The organism is Legionella genomosp. 1, assembly GCF_900640215.1.
Taxonomy (GTDB): domain Bacteria; phylum Pseudomonadota; class Gammaproteobacteria; order Legionellales; family Legionellaceae; genus Legionella_C; species Legionella_C quinlivanii_A.
On record NZ_CAAAJH010000011.1, the window covers coordinates 96214 to 111059 of the forward strand.

Here is a 14846-nt window from a genome sequence, read left to right on the forward strand (position 1 = left end):
TTGGAATGATAAATCTTCAGGGTAAAATTGCATTGGTTACCGGTGCAACACGTGGTATAGGCATGGCCATTTCCAAAACATTAGCCAGGCAAGGGGCTTATGTTATAGGTACCGCAACGACGGAAAGCGGCAGCCAGACTATTTCCGACTACTTCAAACAGGAAGGCCTTTCTGGCGAGGGTGTCGCTTTGGACGTTACCAATAAGGACGCCATTGAGCATTTAATGTCGCAGCTTTCCGATCATGAAAAACTGCCTGGAATTCTGGTGAATAACGCCGGGATCACTTGCGATAATCTGTTGCTTCGCATGGACGATGAGGAGTGGCTTAAAGTTATCGAAACGAATTTAACTGCTGTATTTCGCATGAGTAAGGCTTGTATCAAGCCGATGTTTCGGGCGCGTTGGGGACGTATTATCACGATAGGCTCAGTGGTAGGGGCCAGCGGCAACTCTGGACAGACTAATTACACTGCTGCCAAGGCAGGAATTGTTGGATTCAGTAAATCACTTGCTCAGGAGATGGCAAGCAGGGGTATCACAGTAAATGTGGTGGCCCCTGGTTTTATTGATACCGATATGACCAGCATCCTGCCAGATATGGTTAAAGATGAAATGCTGAAAAGAATACCCATGAAACGTCTGGGTTCTGTTGATGATATTGCGCAGACAGTCGCTTTTCTGGCCTCTGATTGCGCCAAATATATCACTGGAGAGACTATTCACGTGAATGGTGGAATGTACATGGATTAATTTCTTGCGTTCTTGCAAGAATTGAATAAACTACCTTCATAAATTTTTTTAACAAAGAGGAAACACTAGTTATGAGTACAGTTGAAGAGCGGGTTCGTAAAATTGTTGTCGAACAATTAGGCGTTAAAGAAGAAGAGTTGAAAAACAATGCTTCTTTCGTTGATGATCTGGGTGCTGATTCATTAGACACTGTTGAACTCGTTATGGCTTTGGAAGAGGAATTTGAGACTGAGATTCCTGATGAGAAAGCAGAGAAAATTACTACTATTCAGGAAGCCATTGATTATATTGAATCAAACCTGAATAAAGAAGAAGCCTGATAATTGAGGAGTATTCATTGAGTAAGCGGCGTGTTGTAGTCACTGGGATGGGGATGGTTACCCCTGTTGGACTTAATGTCGAGGAAACCTGGCAAAATATATTGGCTGGTAAAAGCGGTGTTGGACTGGTTGAAGGTTTTGATACTGCTGAATACACCACCAAAATCTGGGCCAAGGTTAAAAATTTTAACATTGAGGATTACGTGCCGCTGAAAGATGCCCGCAAAATGGATGTATTCACCCAATACGGAATTGCGGCTGCTGATGAGGCTCTGGCTGATTCTGGATTAGTGATTGATGAGACGCTAAGCCTTCGTACCGGTGTGGCTGTAGGTGCAGGAATTGGTGGTATTGAGACAATCACTAATAATCAGGATAAGCTGGTAACCGGTGGGCCAAGAAAAGTATCTCCTTTCTTTATTCCCGCAGGCATCATTAACATGGTTGCCGGACAGATTTCAATTCGCCATAGCCTTAAAGGCCCTAATATTTCAGTCGTAACAGCCTGTACTACTGGAACGCATAATATTGGTCTGGCAGGGCGAATGATTGCTTATGGCGATGCAGATGTAATGATCTGCGGTGGTGCTGAAATGACTACGACACCGCTTTGCCTCGCTGGTTTTTCTGCTGTTCGCTCCTTATCAAAAAGAAATGATGAGCCAGAAAAAGCCTCACGCCCCTGGGATAAGGACCGTGACGGTTTTGTTATGGGTGAAGGCGCAGGCATTCTCATTCTCGAAGAATATGAACACGCGAAAGCTCGCGGTGCAAAAATTTATGCCGAACTTGCTGGCTTTGGCATGTCTGGCGATGCCTATCATATTACAGCACCTGATGAAGATGCGGATGGGGCCTCTCGAGCAATGGAAGCGGCTATTCATGATGCAGGGATTGAGCCTGAGCTTGTTGATTACATCAATGCTCATGGAACTTCGACCTATCTCAATGATATGAATGAAACCAAGGCTGTTAAACGAGTATTTGGTACTCATGCCTATGATCTGGCTATTAGCTCTACAAAATCGATGACTGGTCATCTGTTGGGAGCAGCTGGAGCAGTTGAAGCAATATTTAGCGTGCTCGCAATTAAGGATCAAATCGTACCGCCCACTATTAACCTGGATAACCCGGATGAAGGTTGCGATTTGAATTATGTTCCACATGTGCCGCAAAAGAGAAAAGTTGATTACGTGTTAAGCAATTCTCTTGGGTTCGGCGGGACTAATGGTTCCTTACTATTCAAGCGTGTATAAATGTTTGGCCGAGTAATTAAACTATTCGCCGTGCTGTTTTTGGTATGTAGTTTGATTTTTCTCGGCTATATAGCCTATTTTATTCACAACGATTTACATTCAGCCATGATTGATAATGGCAAACCCTTCATTATTGAAATCAAACCTAACTCCACTGCCAGTGCCATTGTGCATCAATTAAAGACACAAGGTTTTATTGACTCCGAGCAAACCCTGCTGAATTATATTAAATGGAAAAAGATTGCCGCTCAGTTTAAGGCTGGAGTCTATGAAATCGAACCCGGCGATTCAGCGCTTGATTTCCTTGAGAAGATAATTCAAGGTAAGGTATTGATTGAATCCCTGGCAATTATTGAAGGAACAACACTTGCTCAGGTTGAAAAGCAGTTTACACAAACTCCTTATCTGAACTTTAGCCCGGATGATTTTAAGCTAATTATTGGTAATCATGAAACAGCGGAAGGCTTACTGCTGGCAGATACCTATCGTTACAATGCCGGCAGTGATGCAAAAAAAATAATTCAACTGGCAAACAGAAATCTCCTTAAAGTACTCAATGAAGCCTGGCAGCAGCGGGCTGCAGATCTTCCCTATAAAAACCCTTATGACCTCCTTATTGTAGCCTCGATTTTGGAGAAGGAAGCCTCTATTGCAGAAGAGCGCGGGATCATATCAGGAGTTATTGTTAACCGTTTAAAGAAGCATATGCCACTGCAAATGGATCCTACAGTTATTTATGCAATGGGGCCTGATTTTAAAGGAAAATTAACCCATGCGGACCTCGCCATAAACTCTGCCTATAACACCTATCGTAACAAGGGATTGCCGCCGACACCGATTGCAATGGTTGGAAAAAATGCTATTTTTGCTGCGGCTCAGCCCGAGAAAACCAATTATTTATATTATGTGGCTAAAGGTGATGGCTCGCATTACTTTTCCACTAATTATGATGAACAACGCCGCGCTATCTTTCGCTATCTGATTAAGGGGCATGAATGACGTCAAAAGGCAAATTTATTGTCGTTGAAGGGATGGAGGGCGCAGGTAAATCAACTGTCATTCATACCATTAAAGAGTTTCTGACAAAAAGAATTGATTCAGTCATTCTTACCCGCGAGCCAGGCGGAACGCGTATTGGAGAAAAAATCCGCGAAATCATAAAGGAAAATTATCCTGGTGAGACTCTTGCAGCGCGAAGCGAATTATTACTAATGTATGCAGCCAGAGTCCAATTGCTGGAAGAACTGATATCTCCAACCCTGAAAAAGGGTGGCTGGGTGGTTGCCGATCGATTTGAGTTATCCAGTTTTGCTTATCAGGGCGGGGGGCGTGGACTCAATATGGAGTTTCTTCATCAGCTGTCCTCTTTTTGCCTTGATAATATTCAGGCTGATTTGACTTTTTTTCTTGATATTTCACCCGAGAATGGGCTGGCCCGAACCAGGGGAAGGGGAGAGGCTGATCGTATAGAGCGTGAATCTATGGACTTCTTTAATCGGGTTTATCAAGCTTATCATCGGAAAATCAGCACAATGAATAATGTGGTTATTATTAATGCTGAACTGTCGCTGAACGAAGTTCAGGACCAGGTTGTATCCAGTCTGGAAGTGTTTTTCAATTGATAGTTTGGGAGCTGTGGTGAATTTGTCTGAACCGGCGCACTTAATCCGCGCTCATGACCAACACTGGCAACATTTCGTCGAGATTGCGCGAAAAGGCAAGCTCAGTCATTCTCTGATGCTGGTTGGAGCCGCTCATTTGTCACTAGAGCAGTTCTCACTGCAAATAGCCCGAAGTATTTTATGCTCCTCTCTGCATTCAGATACAGAGCCCTGCCAATCCTGTACTCTGGCAACCAGTAAAGAGCATCCCGATCTTCAGCTCATTATGCCTGAAAAAGCGGGGGCAGGAATTAAGATCGAACAGATTCGGGACTTACAGTCCAGTGTTTATACCAGCCCTCAATTAGGGTATACGCGTGTAGTTATAGTCTATGCTGCAGAGAAAATGAATCAATTCGCAGCCAATGCTTTATTAAAAATCCTCGAAGAGCCGCCTGCCAATGTCTATTTCATCTTATTGGCTGAGCAGATTGGTACGCTGCTTCCAACTATCATCAGCCGATGCCAATTATGGCGATTTAAAGACAGGCTCGAATCTGAAGGCCATTTAAGCCTGGCTTCTTGTTATAATCCGGAGAGCGAACGCGGAAAACTTGCCGCCGATTTGCCGAAAATTATTGAGGACTTGCTGAAGTTAAGTAATAACCAATACTCAGCCTGTGAGCTTGCCGCAAAATGGGCGGTTTATCCTTTAGTAGAATTAACCTGGATCCTGTATTTAATATGCTCAGAATTGGTCGAAGCTAAGCTGCTGAAACAGTTTCCAGACCATGCTAATTCTCAAGCTCTTGGCCAACTCGCCTCAGGCTTTCACTTGTTTTCATTATTCATGGTTTTGGATAAAATAAATGCTATTACCAGGAATTTGAACCATAATATGAATGTGAACCCGCTGCTGGCGTTGGAAAATCTATTAATTATGACAAAACAGGGATGCAAAAATGAGCGAGGAAGTTCCAGTAATTAACTGTGCTTATCCTTCCGAAAGTGCATTATATATGGCTTATATGCCATTTCTAAAAAATGGCGGCCTGTTTGTAAGAACCTTACAGTCTTATGCAATAGACACCAAAGTCGTGTTATTGGTTAACTTGCCTAATGAGACACAAACCTATCGTGTAACGGCACGGGTAGTCTGGATCACTCCCCGAGGTTCACAAGGCAGCAAACCGCCCGGCCTGGGGCTTCAATTTATTGATCCTGACGCCCGTAATTTTGCGAATAAAATAGAAACTCACCTTGCTGGCATGCTAAAATCATCTCAAATGACTGATACGATGTAATGTGATGCTGATTGACTCCCACTGCCATTTAAACTTTATCGATTTAACCGAGTTTGACAATGATCTGGATAACGTCATCCGACAAGCAGAGGACAATGATGTTCAGCACTTTCTCTGTGTCTGCGTCGATTTGTCTGATTATGATACTTTGTGCGCTATCGCCAGGCGATATGATCAGGTGAGTATTTCCGTTGGCCTGCATCCGAATAGCCTGATTGAGAAGGAGCCTGATGCCCCATTGCTAATACAAATGGCAAGCCATCCCGCCTGTATTGCCATCGGGGAAACCGGACTTGACTATTATCGAACCGAGACTGCAGATGGGCTTGAATTACAGCGTTCCCGGTTTCGCGAGCATATTCGGGCAGCGATTCAGTCAAATAAACCACTGATTATTCATACACGTCAGGCAGCCGAAGATACACTTCGAGTGATGAAAGAAGAAAATGCGGACGCCATTGGCGGGGTAATGCATTGTTTTTCGGAAACTTGGGATATTGCCAAACAGGCTCTCGATATGAACTTTTATATTTCAATGTCTGGAATTGTCAGCTTTAAGAATGCTGCCGTTTTGCACGATGTCGCTAGAAAAGTCCCATTGGATCGTTTATTGATTGAAACTGATTCCCCGTATCTTGCGCCGGTTCCTTTCAGAGGCAAACAAAACCACCCCGCGCTGGTTAAGTATGTAGCTCAGGCGGTTGCCGACTTAAGGCAGATGGATTATGCAGAGGTCGCGAGCGTTACCAGTGAAAACTTTAAACGCTGTTTCAAATTAATCTAAAACAAATATCCCTGGCCACACTGCCATTAAGTTAAGGAAATTTTGTCTTTCCCGCGAAGGCGGGAATCCATTCCTCAATTGGCATTATAGCGAGCTTAGCGATGGATCCCCGCCTTCGCGGGGAGGACAGTTTATATACAACTGAGCTTAACTTAATGGCAGTGACCTCTGGCCCAAGGCACTTTTTAAGATATTTAACTCTGTCCCTCGGCCGAGGGACGTAAGGGTTAAAGCATTAAACATTATTCAAGTCATGCTGTGGCTGTTTTGAGTAGATAATTCTTCATCATTCGTACTGTCTGCCTCAGGACAACTATTTTCTTCTCGTATCTCCCGGGCCCTGCTTTTATAATGCTGGGAGGTAGCAATTAAAGGCTTCATCGCTTCGTCTTGCTCAGCAATTTTACTTTGCTCTGATTTTGCGGAAGTAAATCCGCTTTTTATCCAATTCCATAGCCTGCTCAAAAGCTCTGTAAAGCTGGGTAGCCGACTAACATATTCTTTCGTTTCATCTTCGTTTTGAGGATAATCGGCCTCATAATCTGAGTCATGAGCCATTTGTGATTTTTCAGCTAAATTTAACAGAATATTGAGGCATCGCTTGTCACCTGCGTTTCTTGCGATCTGTAGTACATCTTCTGACTTGATTAGAGCAGCCAGATTCAGGTTTGGTACTGATTGGTTTAAGTAATTAACAACCGCTTTGACGCACTCCGGATTTCGAGACGCAGCAGCACCTTTTAGCAGAAAAAGTTGATACACTTTTCCATGCTTCTCATTCTGTACATGTTTATCAAGCGTGTCGCGTACGAAATCATCGGCAAGAAGTTTTTCAAAAGCCTCTAGTCGGCCTGCCTGAAGGGCTATTTTACTGGCAGTCAGATAAGCGACACTCGGATCTCCATCCGCATCATTTAAAAAACTTCGATATTGCTCGTCCAGTAATACGGTGATTGCTTCCAGCTTATTGTCACGAGCAGCCATTTTCAAAGCCATACGTGAGTCGTTTGCTCCATTTCTGAACCAGGCCTCTATTAAGTCCTTATCGTCCTGAATGGCAGCCATCGTCAATTGGTTAAAATGAACATTATCGCCGACGTCGACAGAAGCATTAGCACGATCAGGATTTTTTCTAATAATATTCTTGATAATAAACTGTTCTTTATCGGGAAAGCTATCAGCTGGAATGGTTGATGCAGGATGTGCCATCACATTAATAGTCAGAGGAATGGTTTCCAGAGGACCTTGTTCTGTTGCAAAGGCTTCCTTGGATAAAAAATTAGCTAACCGGAATGCAGCGCTTGCTTTGTCGTCATCTTGAAACACACGAATCTTGTTATTATTCGGATCATAGACTTCGAAATTTCCCTCTTTATTGACAGATACAGCGATTGCATGTGTTGGGGTTCTAACTGTCCAGGCAGTATCAGGAACTCTCATTCTGTTAAAGATATTTTTCCAATCACCGCGCTCAGCGACCAGCCCGATATTATAAACGCGCTGTAGCTTCATTGGCACGTTGACAGTCGTGACATCTCCGTCAGGACCGGGTGCTGGCTGGGCAACTGGCACTTTCAGATTGAGTACCGCATCCTCCTGGCTTAGTTTTTTATTGAACTCTTGGGGCAGATAGGCATTTAATACTTCCCGTATAAACTTGTTTATCTCGCTGTCGCTAACAGTCTGATTTTGGATAGATTCAGGATCTTTCTTTTGAGCTAATAACTCCCCCTTACGATTTATAGCATCTAAGATTTTTGCAAACTGGCTGGATTTTCCTTCGAGAGCATATTGGACATAGACTGCCGCCAAGCCATTACATATCCCATTATCATTGGCACTAAGCTTAATATCTCCCTCCTGAAGAATTAAATTAATCATGGGGATAACATAAGCTTGCTCCATTCCTTTGACGCTGGTGAATCCAAAATCAGGTAAAGGGGATTTGTTAGACATGTTAAAACTCGTATAACTGATTACTGCTTACAATAATTTTAGAACATTTAACTTAAGGTTATCTTAGGGATATGGACTATCAATATCTGTACCTAATATCGCATGATGGTTTTCATTTAATCCATACTTTAAATGTAATCCGGAAAAAAGGAGTTTTCATGGGGATTGATGCCGCTGCAGTGATTAGCTTAAAGCCTGAGGGACTTTATTGTATTCCTGGCGATTTTTACGTCGATCCGCTTGTCTCAGTAAAAAAAGCTGTAATCACTCATGCGCATTCCGATCATGCCCGTATGGACCATGAGGAGGTCTTGGCCACTTTTGAAACAATTGAGCTCATGCAAATCCGTTATGGTGAAAATTGCAATACCCGTTTTCAAGGGCTTACTTACCATTCCAGCATTGATATTAACGGCGTGACTGTTTATTTTCTGCCGGCAGGACATATTTTGGGAAGTGCTCAGGTTGTTGTCGTATTTAAAGGATATCGTCTGATTATTTCTGGTGATTATAAGCGTTCCAGTGACCCAACTTGTGCAGCTTTTGAAGCAGAACCTGCAAATCTCCTGATTACAGAGGCGACCTTTGGATTACCTGTTTTTAAGCATCCTCCTGTTGAGTCAGAGTTAAACCGCTTATTGGAATCGATAAAAAACCATTCCGGCACATGTCATATCGTTGCCGCCTATGCCTTGGGGAAAGCCCAGCGAGTTATTAGAAGTTTGAGGATTTCAGGTTTTGAGGAACCTATTTATATTCATGGCGCCTTATCAGCATTCTGTGAATTTTATCAGCAAAAAGGGATAGATCTGGGTGATTTAAGATCTGCCAGTCAACTCAGTCCGCAAACTGCAGCCGGGAAACTGGTTATTTGCCCGCCGAGCGCATTACAGGATCGCTGGAACAGACGATTCGGAGATATTCGCTTAGGCTATGCCTCAGGCTGGATGCGGATTCGAGCACGTGCCAAACAGAAAGGTATTGATCTGCCTTTGGTCATTTCTGATCATGCGGACTGGGATGAACTGACCCAAACCATTGAAGAAATTAATCCCGAATTGCTATGGGTGACACATGGAAGCGAAGAAGCCCTTGTTTATTATGCTCGGCAAAAGGGATACCAGGCGCAAGCGCTGCATTTGTTAGGATACGAAGAAAATATGGAGTGAATATGCATCAATTTTCGAACTTACTCAATGATTTGTATTTCACATATAGTAATCTGGCTAAAACTGAACTGCTAAAAAATTATTTTTCGACAGCTCCCGATCCGGAAAGGGGTTATGGTCTGGCCATACTTGCTGGCACGCTAGAGTTTCCAACGTTCAAATGGAGTATGATAAAGGAGTTAATGAAGGAATATGTCGATCCGGTATTATTTTCCTTATCTTATGATTACGTCGGCGATCTATCCGACACTATCGCATTACTCTGGCCAAACCAGCAAATTTCAAAGCCGCTTCCTGCATTGAGTGAAATTATTGATACCTTTAATCATTTATCTGAAGAAAGAATTGCCTCCTATCTTCGTGAGCTTTTAAACAGTTCGACGACGGATGAGCGATGGGCTTTATTGAAAACCGGCACTGGAAGTTTGCGCGTAGGTGTTTCTGCACGGTTTATAAAAAAAGCGCTTGCCGAGTACGGGCAGGTTGATGTGAAAGATATTGAGCATCTATGGCATGCTGTTAAGCCGCCATATAAGGAGTTGTTTGCCTGGCTAGAGGGGCACACTGGCTATCCTCAAATTCCAGAGAGTATCCATTATCATCCGGTGATGCTTTCGCATCCTTTGAATGCAAAAGATTTGAATAGCCTGGATCTCGAACAATACGCTATAGAAAGAAAGTTTGACGGAATTCGAGTTCAATTGATTTCAACCGACTCTGGCAAGCGATTGTTTACTCGAACAGGAGAGGATATTAGTCATTCATTCCCGGATATTCTTGCTGAAATACAGGGAAAAGTAGTACTCGATGGAGAGCTGGTTGTCCAAAGTCAGGAAACGGTTGGTAGCTTTAATGAACTGCAGCAGCGTTTGAATCGGAAAAATCCTGGTAAAGACCTGATTAACAAATACCCTGCCGCCATTATTTTTTACGATATGCTTTCTATTAATGGAAAGGATATTCGTCCGCTGACTTTTATGGAGAGAAGAGTCAGTCTTGAATCCTGGTATAAAGAAAATCCGAATTCCAGCTGGCTATTATCCGAACTTCTCGATTTGGATAAGCAGGATATTTTTGTAATCAGAGATCAGATACTTGCCGAAAAACACGTGGCTGTTGAAGGGCTTATGTTAAAACGTAAAAGCAGCCCCTATATTGCAGGCCGTCCAAAAGGCCATTGGTTTAAATGGAAACGAGATCCAATGCTGGTGGATGCTGTATTGATGTATGCTCAGCGCGGACAAGGGAAACGTTCATCGTTTTATTCCGACTATACGTTTGGTTTATGGGAAGATAGCGAGATAGTTCCTATCGGTAAGGCTTATTTTGGATTTACTGACAAGGAGCTTTATGAGCTCGATAAATGGATTAGACATCATACCATTAACCGGTTTGGTCCTGTGCGCGAAGTAGAGAAGCAACTGGTGTTTGAAGTGGCTTTTGATGAGGTACGTGAATCGAAGCGCCATAAATCAGGTCTGGCGCTTCGTTTTCCAAGAATACATCGTATACGCTGGGATAAACCGGCAAAGGAAGCTGACACCCTGGCGGTTTTGCGCGGATTTTTAAAATATACGGGCCAAAAGCCAAATCAGAACTAATACGCTAAGCGGTACTCCTAACAGCCAGGCAATAATATATTTCCACATAATGCTCTCCTGTAGTTTATTCCGTTAAACAGCAAGCTAACTATAAGTATAGTTCGTTTATTCCTTGCAAAAGAGGCTGGCAATAAGACCAATAAATGCGCAAGATAACAGACTGACTGAAAAAAGTGAGGGATATTGCATAAGAAAAATGCCAACCAGACCTCCCAATGCTGAAGACATACACATACGGAAGGTGTTGACAAAGCCAAGGACGGTAGCGGCTTGCTCAGTATAATCAGCGAGAATCAAAGAGACAGTCGGCGGGTTGGAAATACTTAATCCAAAACTGAGCAAGAGGACAGGAGCCAGGGAGGTCAGTGTAATCCCATAGCACATATATAAGACTATGAGTGATGTCGCGCCAACAACCATTAACAGGTTACCAAAACGAATATTCCATACGAGAGATTTATACTCTCTTAGCCAGATTCCGAAATAATTCCCCACAATAATTGTTAACCCGTTGCAGGCGAATATAAGGGCAAAGGCTTGTGGCGAGTAACTTAAACTATCGATAACCAGATAAGCGGCATTTACCACAATTATCATCAGGCAAGTGTAGGAAAATGTAACCATGATGGTTCCTATCCATAATTTTCTATGCCATAAAATTTCCCTGTAATATTTAAAGTAGTGCCAGATTGTCTTCCCTGATCTCTGCCAATAGCGAGACTCTTTTAAAAAAGGAATTGAAGCCCAAAATAAAACAATAGCCAGCAAGGCCATAAATACAAAATTAGCCCTCCAGCCAAAATTGACAAAAATGAGTGAGCCTATCAATGGGGCAAAAATAGGGGAGGCCGTTACGATCATCGAAAGATGGGAGAGTAAACGGGCTCTGTCATTATTATCTCCCACATCACGAGCAGTCGAAAAGGCGATAATATTGGAGCTGCAGGCTGCAAATCCCTGAATGATTCTTGCGATAATCAACATTTCAATACTGGTAGCAAAGGTGCAAACCAGGGTGGCAAAAAGAAAAACATAAAGGCTTGAAAAAAGGGCTTTGCGGCGCCCAAAATAATCAATGACTGGCCCCCAAAAGAGTTGAGCTACCCCAAAAGAAAAGAAAAAAAGACTGAGGGTTAATTGCCCGAGAGCATGGGTAGTCTCAAAATAACTGGTTATTGCGGGCAAAGCTGGCTGAAAAGAATCAAAGGTGACGAGACAAAAGGAAGACAGAAAACCAAGATAAACCAGCTTATTCTCGTTCACAGGCGACTGATTCCTTTTCAAATATTTGATAGAACACGGACAATATATTAGCATAGCATGCGTTTGAAATTCATATTAAAATAGTTGATCTATTTATAATGCCTGCTGAGAATCTGATGAAATTTTACCTGGGTCTTATGTCTGGTACCAGTATGGATGGTATTGACGCCGCCCTGATTGATGAAAATAATAATTTTATCGATGGTTTAACCCGACCCTATGATCATCAGGTCAGAGACAGTATTCTTTCGGTTTCTCAAGGTGAGAGAAAAACGATCGCCGAATTTAACCAGTTGCATACGCTTATTGGTCGAGAATTCGCTGCGGCTGCCCAGGAGCTTATTCTAAGGCATGAGGATAAGAAACCGTGGATTCAGGCCATTGGCAGTCACGGCCAGACACTATGTCATGATGCAGGTGCTCAAATCCCATATACTGTTCAGTTAGGTTGCGGCCATACTATTGCCGAGGCTACCGGAATTACGGTGGTTGCCGATTTTCGCACAAGAGATTTAATTGTTGGTGGAGAGGGAGCCCCTTTTGCTCCTGCCTATCATCAGGAAATTTTCAGACATCTTGAACCCCCTTTAGCTATTGTGAATATCGGAGGGATCAGCAACATCACCTGTTTACATAACGATACAACAATTTCAGGCTTTGATTTGGGGCCCGGCAATTGCCTTATGGACCAGTGGATAAGCCAGCATCTTGGCAAAAGTTATGACAAAAATGGAGAATGGGCCGGCCAGGGAACAATAATCCAGGAGCTCATTGAACAATTACTAAATGATCCCTATTTCAAACGCCCGGCACCTAAAAGCATCGGCAAGGAATATTTCTCCCTGGACTGGCTAAGCCGCTATCTGAAAGGGGATTATCATCCTGAGGATGTGCAGGCGAGTCTATTATTTCTGACTGCCAAAACAATAGCCATGGGCATCCAGCAAATATTTCCGGAACCGGTTACTGTATTGATTTGCGGCGGAGGGGCCCACAACAACGAGTTGCTGCAGGCGCTGCAGGCGCTTTTGAGTGCCTGTACCGTAAAATCGAGCAATGACCTCAATATTCATGCTGATTATATAGAAGCCATGATGTTTGCCTGGTTTGCAGCTAAAACAATAAACCAGATTCCTTTCAATTTAAAATCGATTACGGGCGCGAAATATCCTGCAATTCTTGGAGCAATTTATCCTGCGGGGATTGACAAAAGAAATCTGAATGGGTGTAATGTGCCTTTTGATTTGACACTCGGGACATTGGTGTGACAGCGCATTATCCGCATTATCAACAGGCCAATAAAGCCAGTGCCTATATCATTTTTTTATTATCAGCCAGCTTTTATCTGTATGAGTTTGTGTTACAGGTCGCGCCTAGCGTTATGGCTGATCCTATGATGAATACTTTTCAGGTTGGTGCTGCTGGCTTTGGCATTGTTTCCGCCTTTTATTTTTATGCCTATGCGCCAATGCAATTGCCTGCGGGATTGCTTTTTGATCGTTATGGACCTCGAAAACTAATGACCTATGCTCTTATTCTGTGCGCACTGGGTTCTTTTTTCTTTGCTTCCACAGATAGTTTATTCACTGCAGCGCTAGGCCGTTTTCTGATTGGTATTGGTTCAGCTTTTTCATTTATCGGTGTTCTGGTATTGCTTTCCAGATGGTTTCCACCTCAGCAGTTTGCTATTTTGGCAGGTGTTGCCCAGTTAATGAGCTCTGTTGGAGCGATGTTTGGCGAAGTGCCGCTAGCTGCTTTAATTGAAGCAGTGGGTTGGCGTGCATCCAGTTTTATTCTTTCTTTTCTCGGGCTCATTTTGGCGGCTCTGATCTGGTTTGTGATCAGAGATTATCCACATCAGCAAACGCAATCCCCATCCAAACGTCGGTTTAAAGAGGAATGGCGGCGTTTACTTCAGGTTTGCGGGCGTGGCTATACCTGGGTAACGGGTTTGTATGCCTGTGCTATCTGGACCCCAATCGCAGTTTTTGCCGCGCTTTGGGGAGTGCCTTATTTACAACAGAAATTTCAAATCTCAGTGCTTACTGCGTCTGGCCTGTGCAGCATGATTTGGTTAGGTATTGGTATCGGGAGTCCTTTGCTCGGTTGGATTAGTGACCGGATTCGCAGTCGCAAAATTGCCTTGGGCATCAGTTCACTTTGCGGTTTGGCAGCTACGATTTTTCTGCTCTATGTTCCGCAGGTTGACATCCAGATGATGTATTTTGTCTTATTTCTTTTAGGCATTGGAGCCGGCGGTCAGACGGTCAGTTTTGCAGTGGTTAAAGATAATAATCCTCCTGAGTTAGTGGGCACCGCTTCGGGCTTTAATAACTTATCCGTTCTTATTGGCGGAGCAGTTTTCCAGCCTTTAGTCGGTGTATTTCTTCATCAGAGCACAGAATGGGTGAATACTCGCGGCGTACATGTGTATACTGTGGCGAGTTATAATAAAGCCTTGTTAGTCATGCCGGTTTGCTTCTTAATTAGTTTGCTGGCCGTCTTAATAATGCGTGAATCGCATCCGCAAAAATGGCATCGATAAAATCTCGCGACACTGTCGTCTTTGCGAACGAAGTGAAGCAATCCAGATCGAATCTTGAATAAAGTCAGGAGTGGATTGCTTCGCTGACGCTCGCAAAGACTGTGTTTTGGACCCTGTCTCTGAATAAATCTCAAATCCTTCTTTGGTCGGCGTATTTCTTCATCAGAGCACGGAATGGGTGAATACTCGCGGCATTCATGTGTATACTGTGGCGAGTTATAATAAAGCCTTGTTAGTCATGCCGGTTTGCTTCTTAATTAGTTTGCTGGCCGTCTTAATAATGCGTGAATCGCAT

Annotated in this window: 14 protein-coding genes; 12 read left to right on the plus strand and 2 right to left on the minus strand. The window is 43.4% G+C overall.

From position 1 onward, the window contains the following. Nucleotides 1-8: 8 nt before the first annotated feature. From fabG to E1O89_RS11165, 8 genes are all read left to right on the plus strand, one after another. The gene (gene fabG, locus E1O89_RS11130; RefSeq protein WP_410054770.1) at nucleotides 9-752 is read left to right on the plus strand and encodes a 3-oxoacyl-ACP reductase FabG; all 744 of its coding nucleotides are present in this window, start codon (nucleotides 9-11) and stop codon (nucleotides 750-752) included. 71 nt (nucleotides 753-823) lie between these two features. Continuing rightward, nucleotides 824-1072, plus strand: a complete 249-nt coding sequence (gene acpP / locus E1O89_RS11135) for an acyl carrier protein (protein WP_058506471.1) — start codon at nucleotides 824-826, stop codon at nucleotides 1070-1072. Nucleotides 1073-1089: 17 nt separating this feature from the next. After that, nucleotides 1090-2328 (plus strand): beta-ketoacyl-ACP synthase II, encoded by a 1239-nt coding sequence (gene fabF, locus E1O89_RS11140; RefSeq protein ID WP_133140221.1) that lies wholly within the window; start codon nucleotides 1090-1092, stop codon nucleotides 2326-2328. Then, nucleotides 2329-3327 carry an endolytic transglycosylase MltG gene (gene mltG / locus E1O89_RS11145; protein WP_133140222.1) on the plus strand — a complete coding sequence of 333 codons (999 nt, stop codon included), beginning with the start codon at nucleotides 2329-2331 and terminating at the stop codon, nucleotides 3325-3327. Continuing rightward, a complete protein-coding gene (gene tmk, locus E1O89_RS11150) occupies nucleotides 3324-3950 on the plus strand; it encodes a dTMP kinase (protein WP_133140223.1) in 627 nt (208 codons plus the stop codon). Before mltG ends, tmk begins: the two co-directional genes overlap by 4 nt. Nucleotides 3951-3966: 16 nt before the next feature. Then, entirely contained in the window at nucleotides 3967-4917 is a 951-nt protein-coding gene (locus E1O89_RS11155; protein ID WP_165483139.1) for a hypothetical protein, read from the plus strand. Further along, nucleotides 4892-5233 carry a PilZ domain-containing protein gene (locus tag E1O89_RS11160; protein ID WP_112219575.1) on the plus strand — a complete coding sequence of 114 codons (342 nt, stop codon included), beginning with the start codon at nucleotides 4892-4894 and terminating at the stop codon, nucleotides 5231-5233. The genes E1O89_RS11155 and E1O89_RS11160 overlap by 26 nt, the downstream gene beginning before the upstream one ends. Before the next feature lie 4 nt (nucleotides 5234-5237). Beyond that, the gene (locus tag E1O89_RS11165; RefSeq protein WP_133140225.1) at nucleotides 5238-6017 is read left to right on the plus strand and encodes a TatD family hydrolase; all 780 of its coding nucleotides are present in this window, start codon (nucleotides 5238-5240) and stop codon (nucleotides 6015-6017) included. Nucleotides 6018-6263: 246 nt separating this feature from the next. On the opposite strand, the gene E1O89_RS11170 is transcribed toward E1O89_RS11165, so the two are convergent. Beyond that, nucleotides 6264-7973 (minus strand): hypothetical protein, encoded by a 1710-nt coding sequence (locus tag E1O89_RS11170; protein ID WP_133140226.1) that lies wholly within the window; start codon nucleotides 7971-7973, stop codon nucleotides 6264-6266. 158 nt (nucleotides 7974-8131) lie between these two features. On the opposite strand from E1O89_RS11170, the gene E1O89_RS11175 reads away from it, so the two are divergent. Then, nucleotides 8132-9142, plus strand: a complete 1011-nt coding sequence (locus E1O89_RS11175; protein WP_133140227.1) for a ligase-associated DNA damage response exonuclease — start codon at nucleotides 8132-8134, stop codon at nucleotides 9140-9142. A 2-nt stretch (nucleotides 9143-9144) separates the two neighbouring features. Continuing rightward, complete coding sequence (locus E1O89_RS11180; RefSeq protein WP_133140228.1) at nucleotides 9145-10743, plus strand: cisplatin damage response ATP-dependent DNA ligase; 1599 nt, start codon at nucleotides 9145-9147, stop codon at nucleotides 10741-10743. 105 nt (nucleotides 10744-10848) lie between these two features. On the opposite strand, the gene E1O89_RS11185 is transcribed toward E1O89_RS11180, so the two are convergent. Continuing rightward, nucleotides 10849-12006, minus strand: coding sequence for a multidrug effflux MFS transporter (locus E1O89_RS11185; RefSeq protein WP_262337500.1), 1158 nt, complete (start codon nucleotides 12004-12006; stop codon nucleotides 10849-10851). A 116-nt stretch (nucleotides 12007-12122) separates the two neighbouring features. Between E1O89_RS11185 and E1O89_RS11190 the strand changes: the two genes are divergently transcribed. Together E1O89_RS11190 and E1O89_RS11195 are read left to right on the plus strand one after the other, a co-directional pair. Then, the gene (locus tag E1O89_RS11190; RefSeq protein WP_133140230.1) at nucleotides 12123-13274 is read left to right on the plus strand and encodes an anhydro-N-acetylmuramic acid kinase; all 1152 of its coding nucleotides are present in this window, start codon (nucleotides 12123-12125) and stop codon (nucleotides 13272-13274) included. Further along, nucleotides 13271-14551 carry an MFS transporter gene (locus tag E1O89_RS11195; RefSeq protein ID WP_262337501.1) on the plus strand — a complete coding sequence of 427 codons (1281 nt, stop codon included), beginning with the start codon at nucleotides 13271-13273 and terminating at the stop codon, nucleotides 14549-14551. Before E1O89_RS11190 ends, E1O89_RS11195 begins: the two co-directional genes overlap by 4 nt. The last annotated feature ends 295 nt before the right edge of the window (nucleotides 14552-14846 follow it).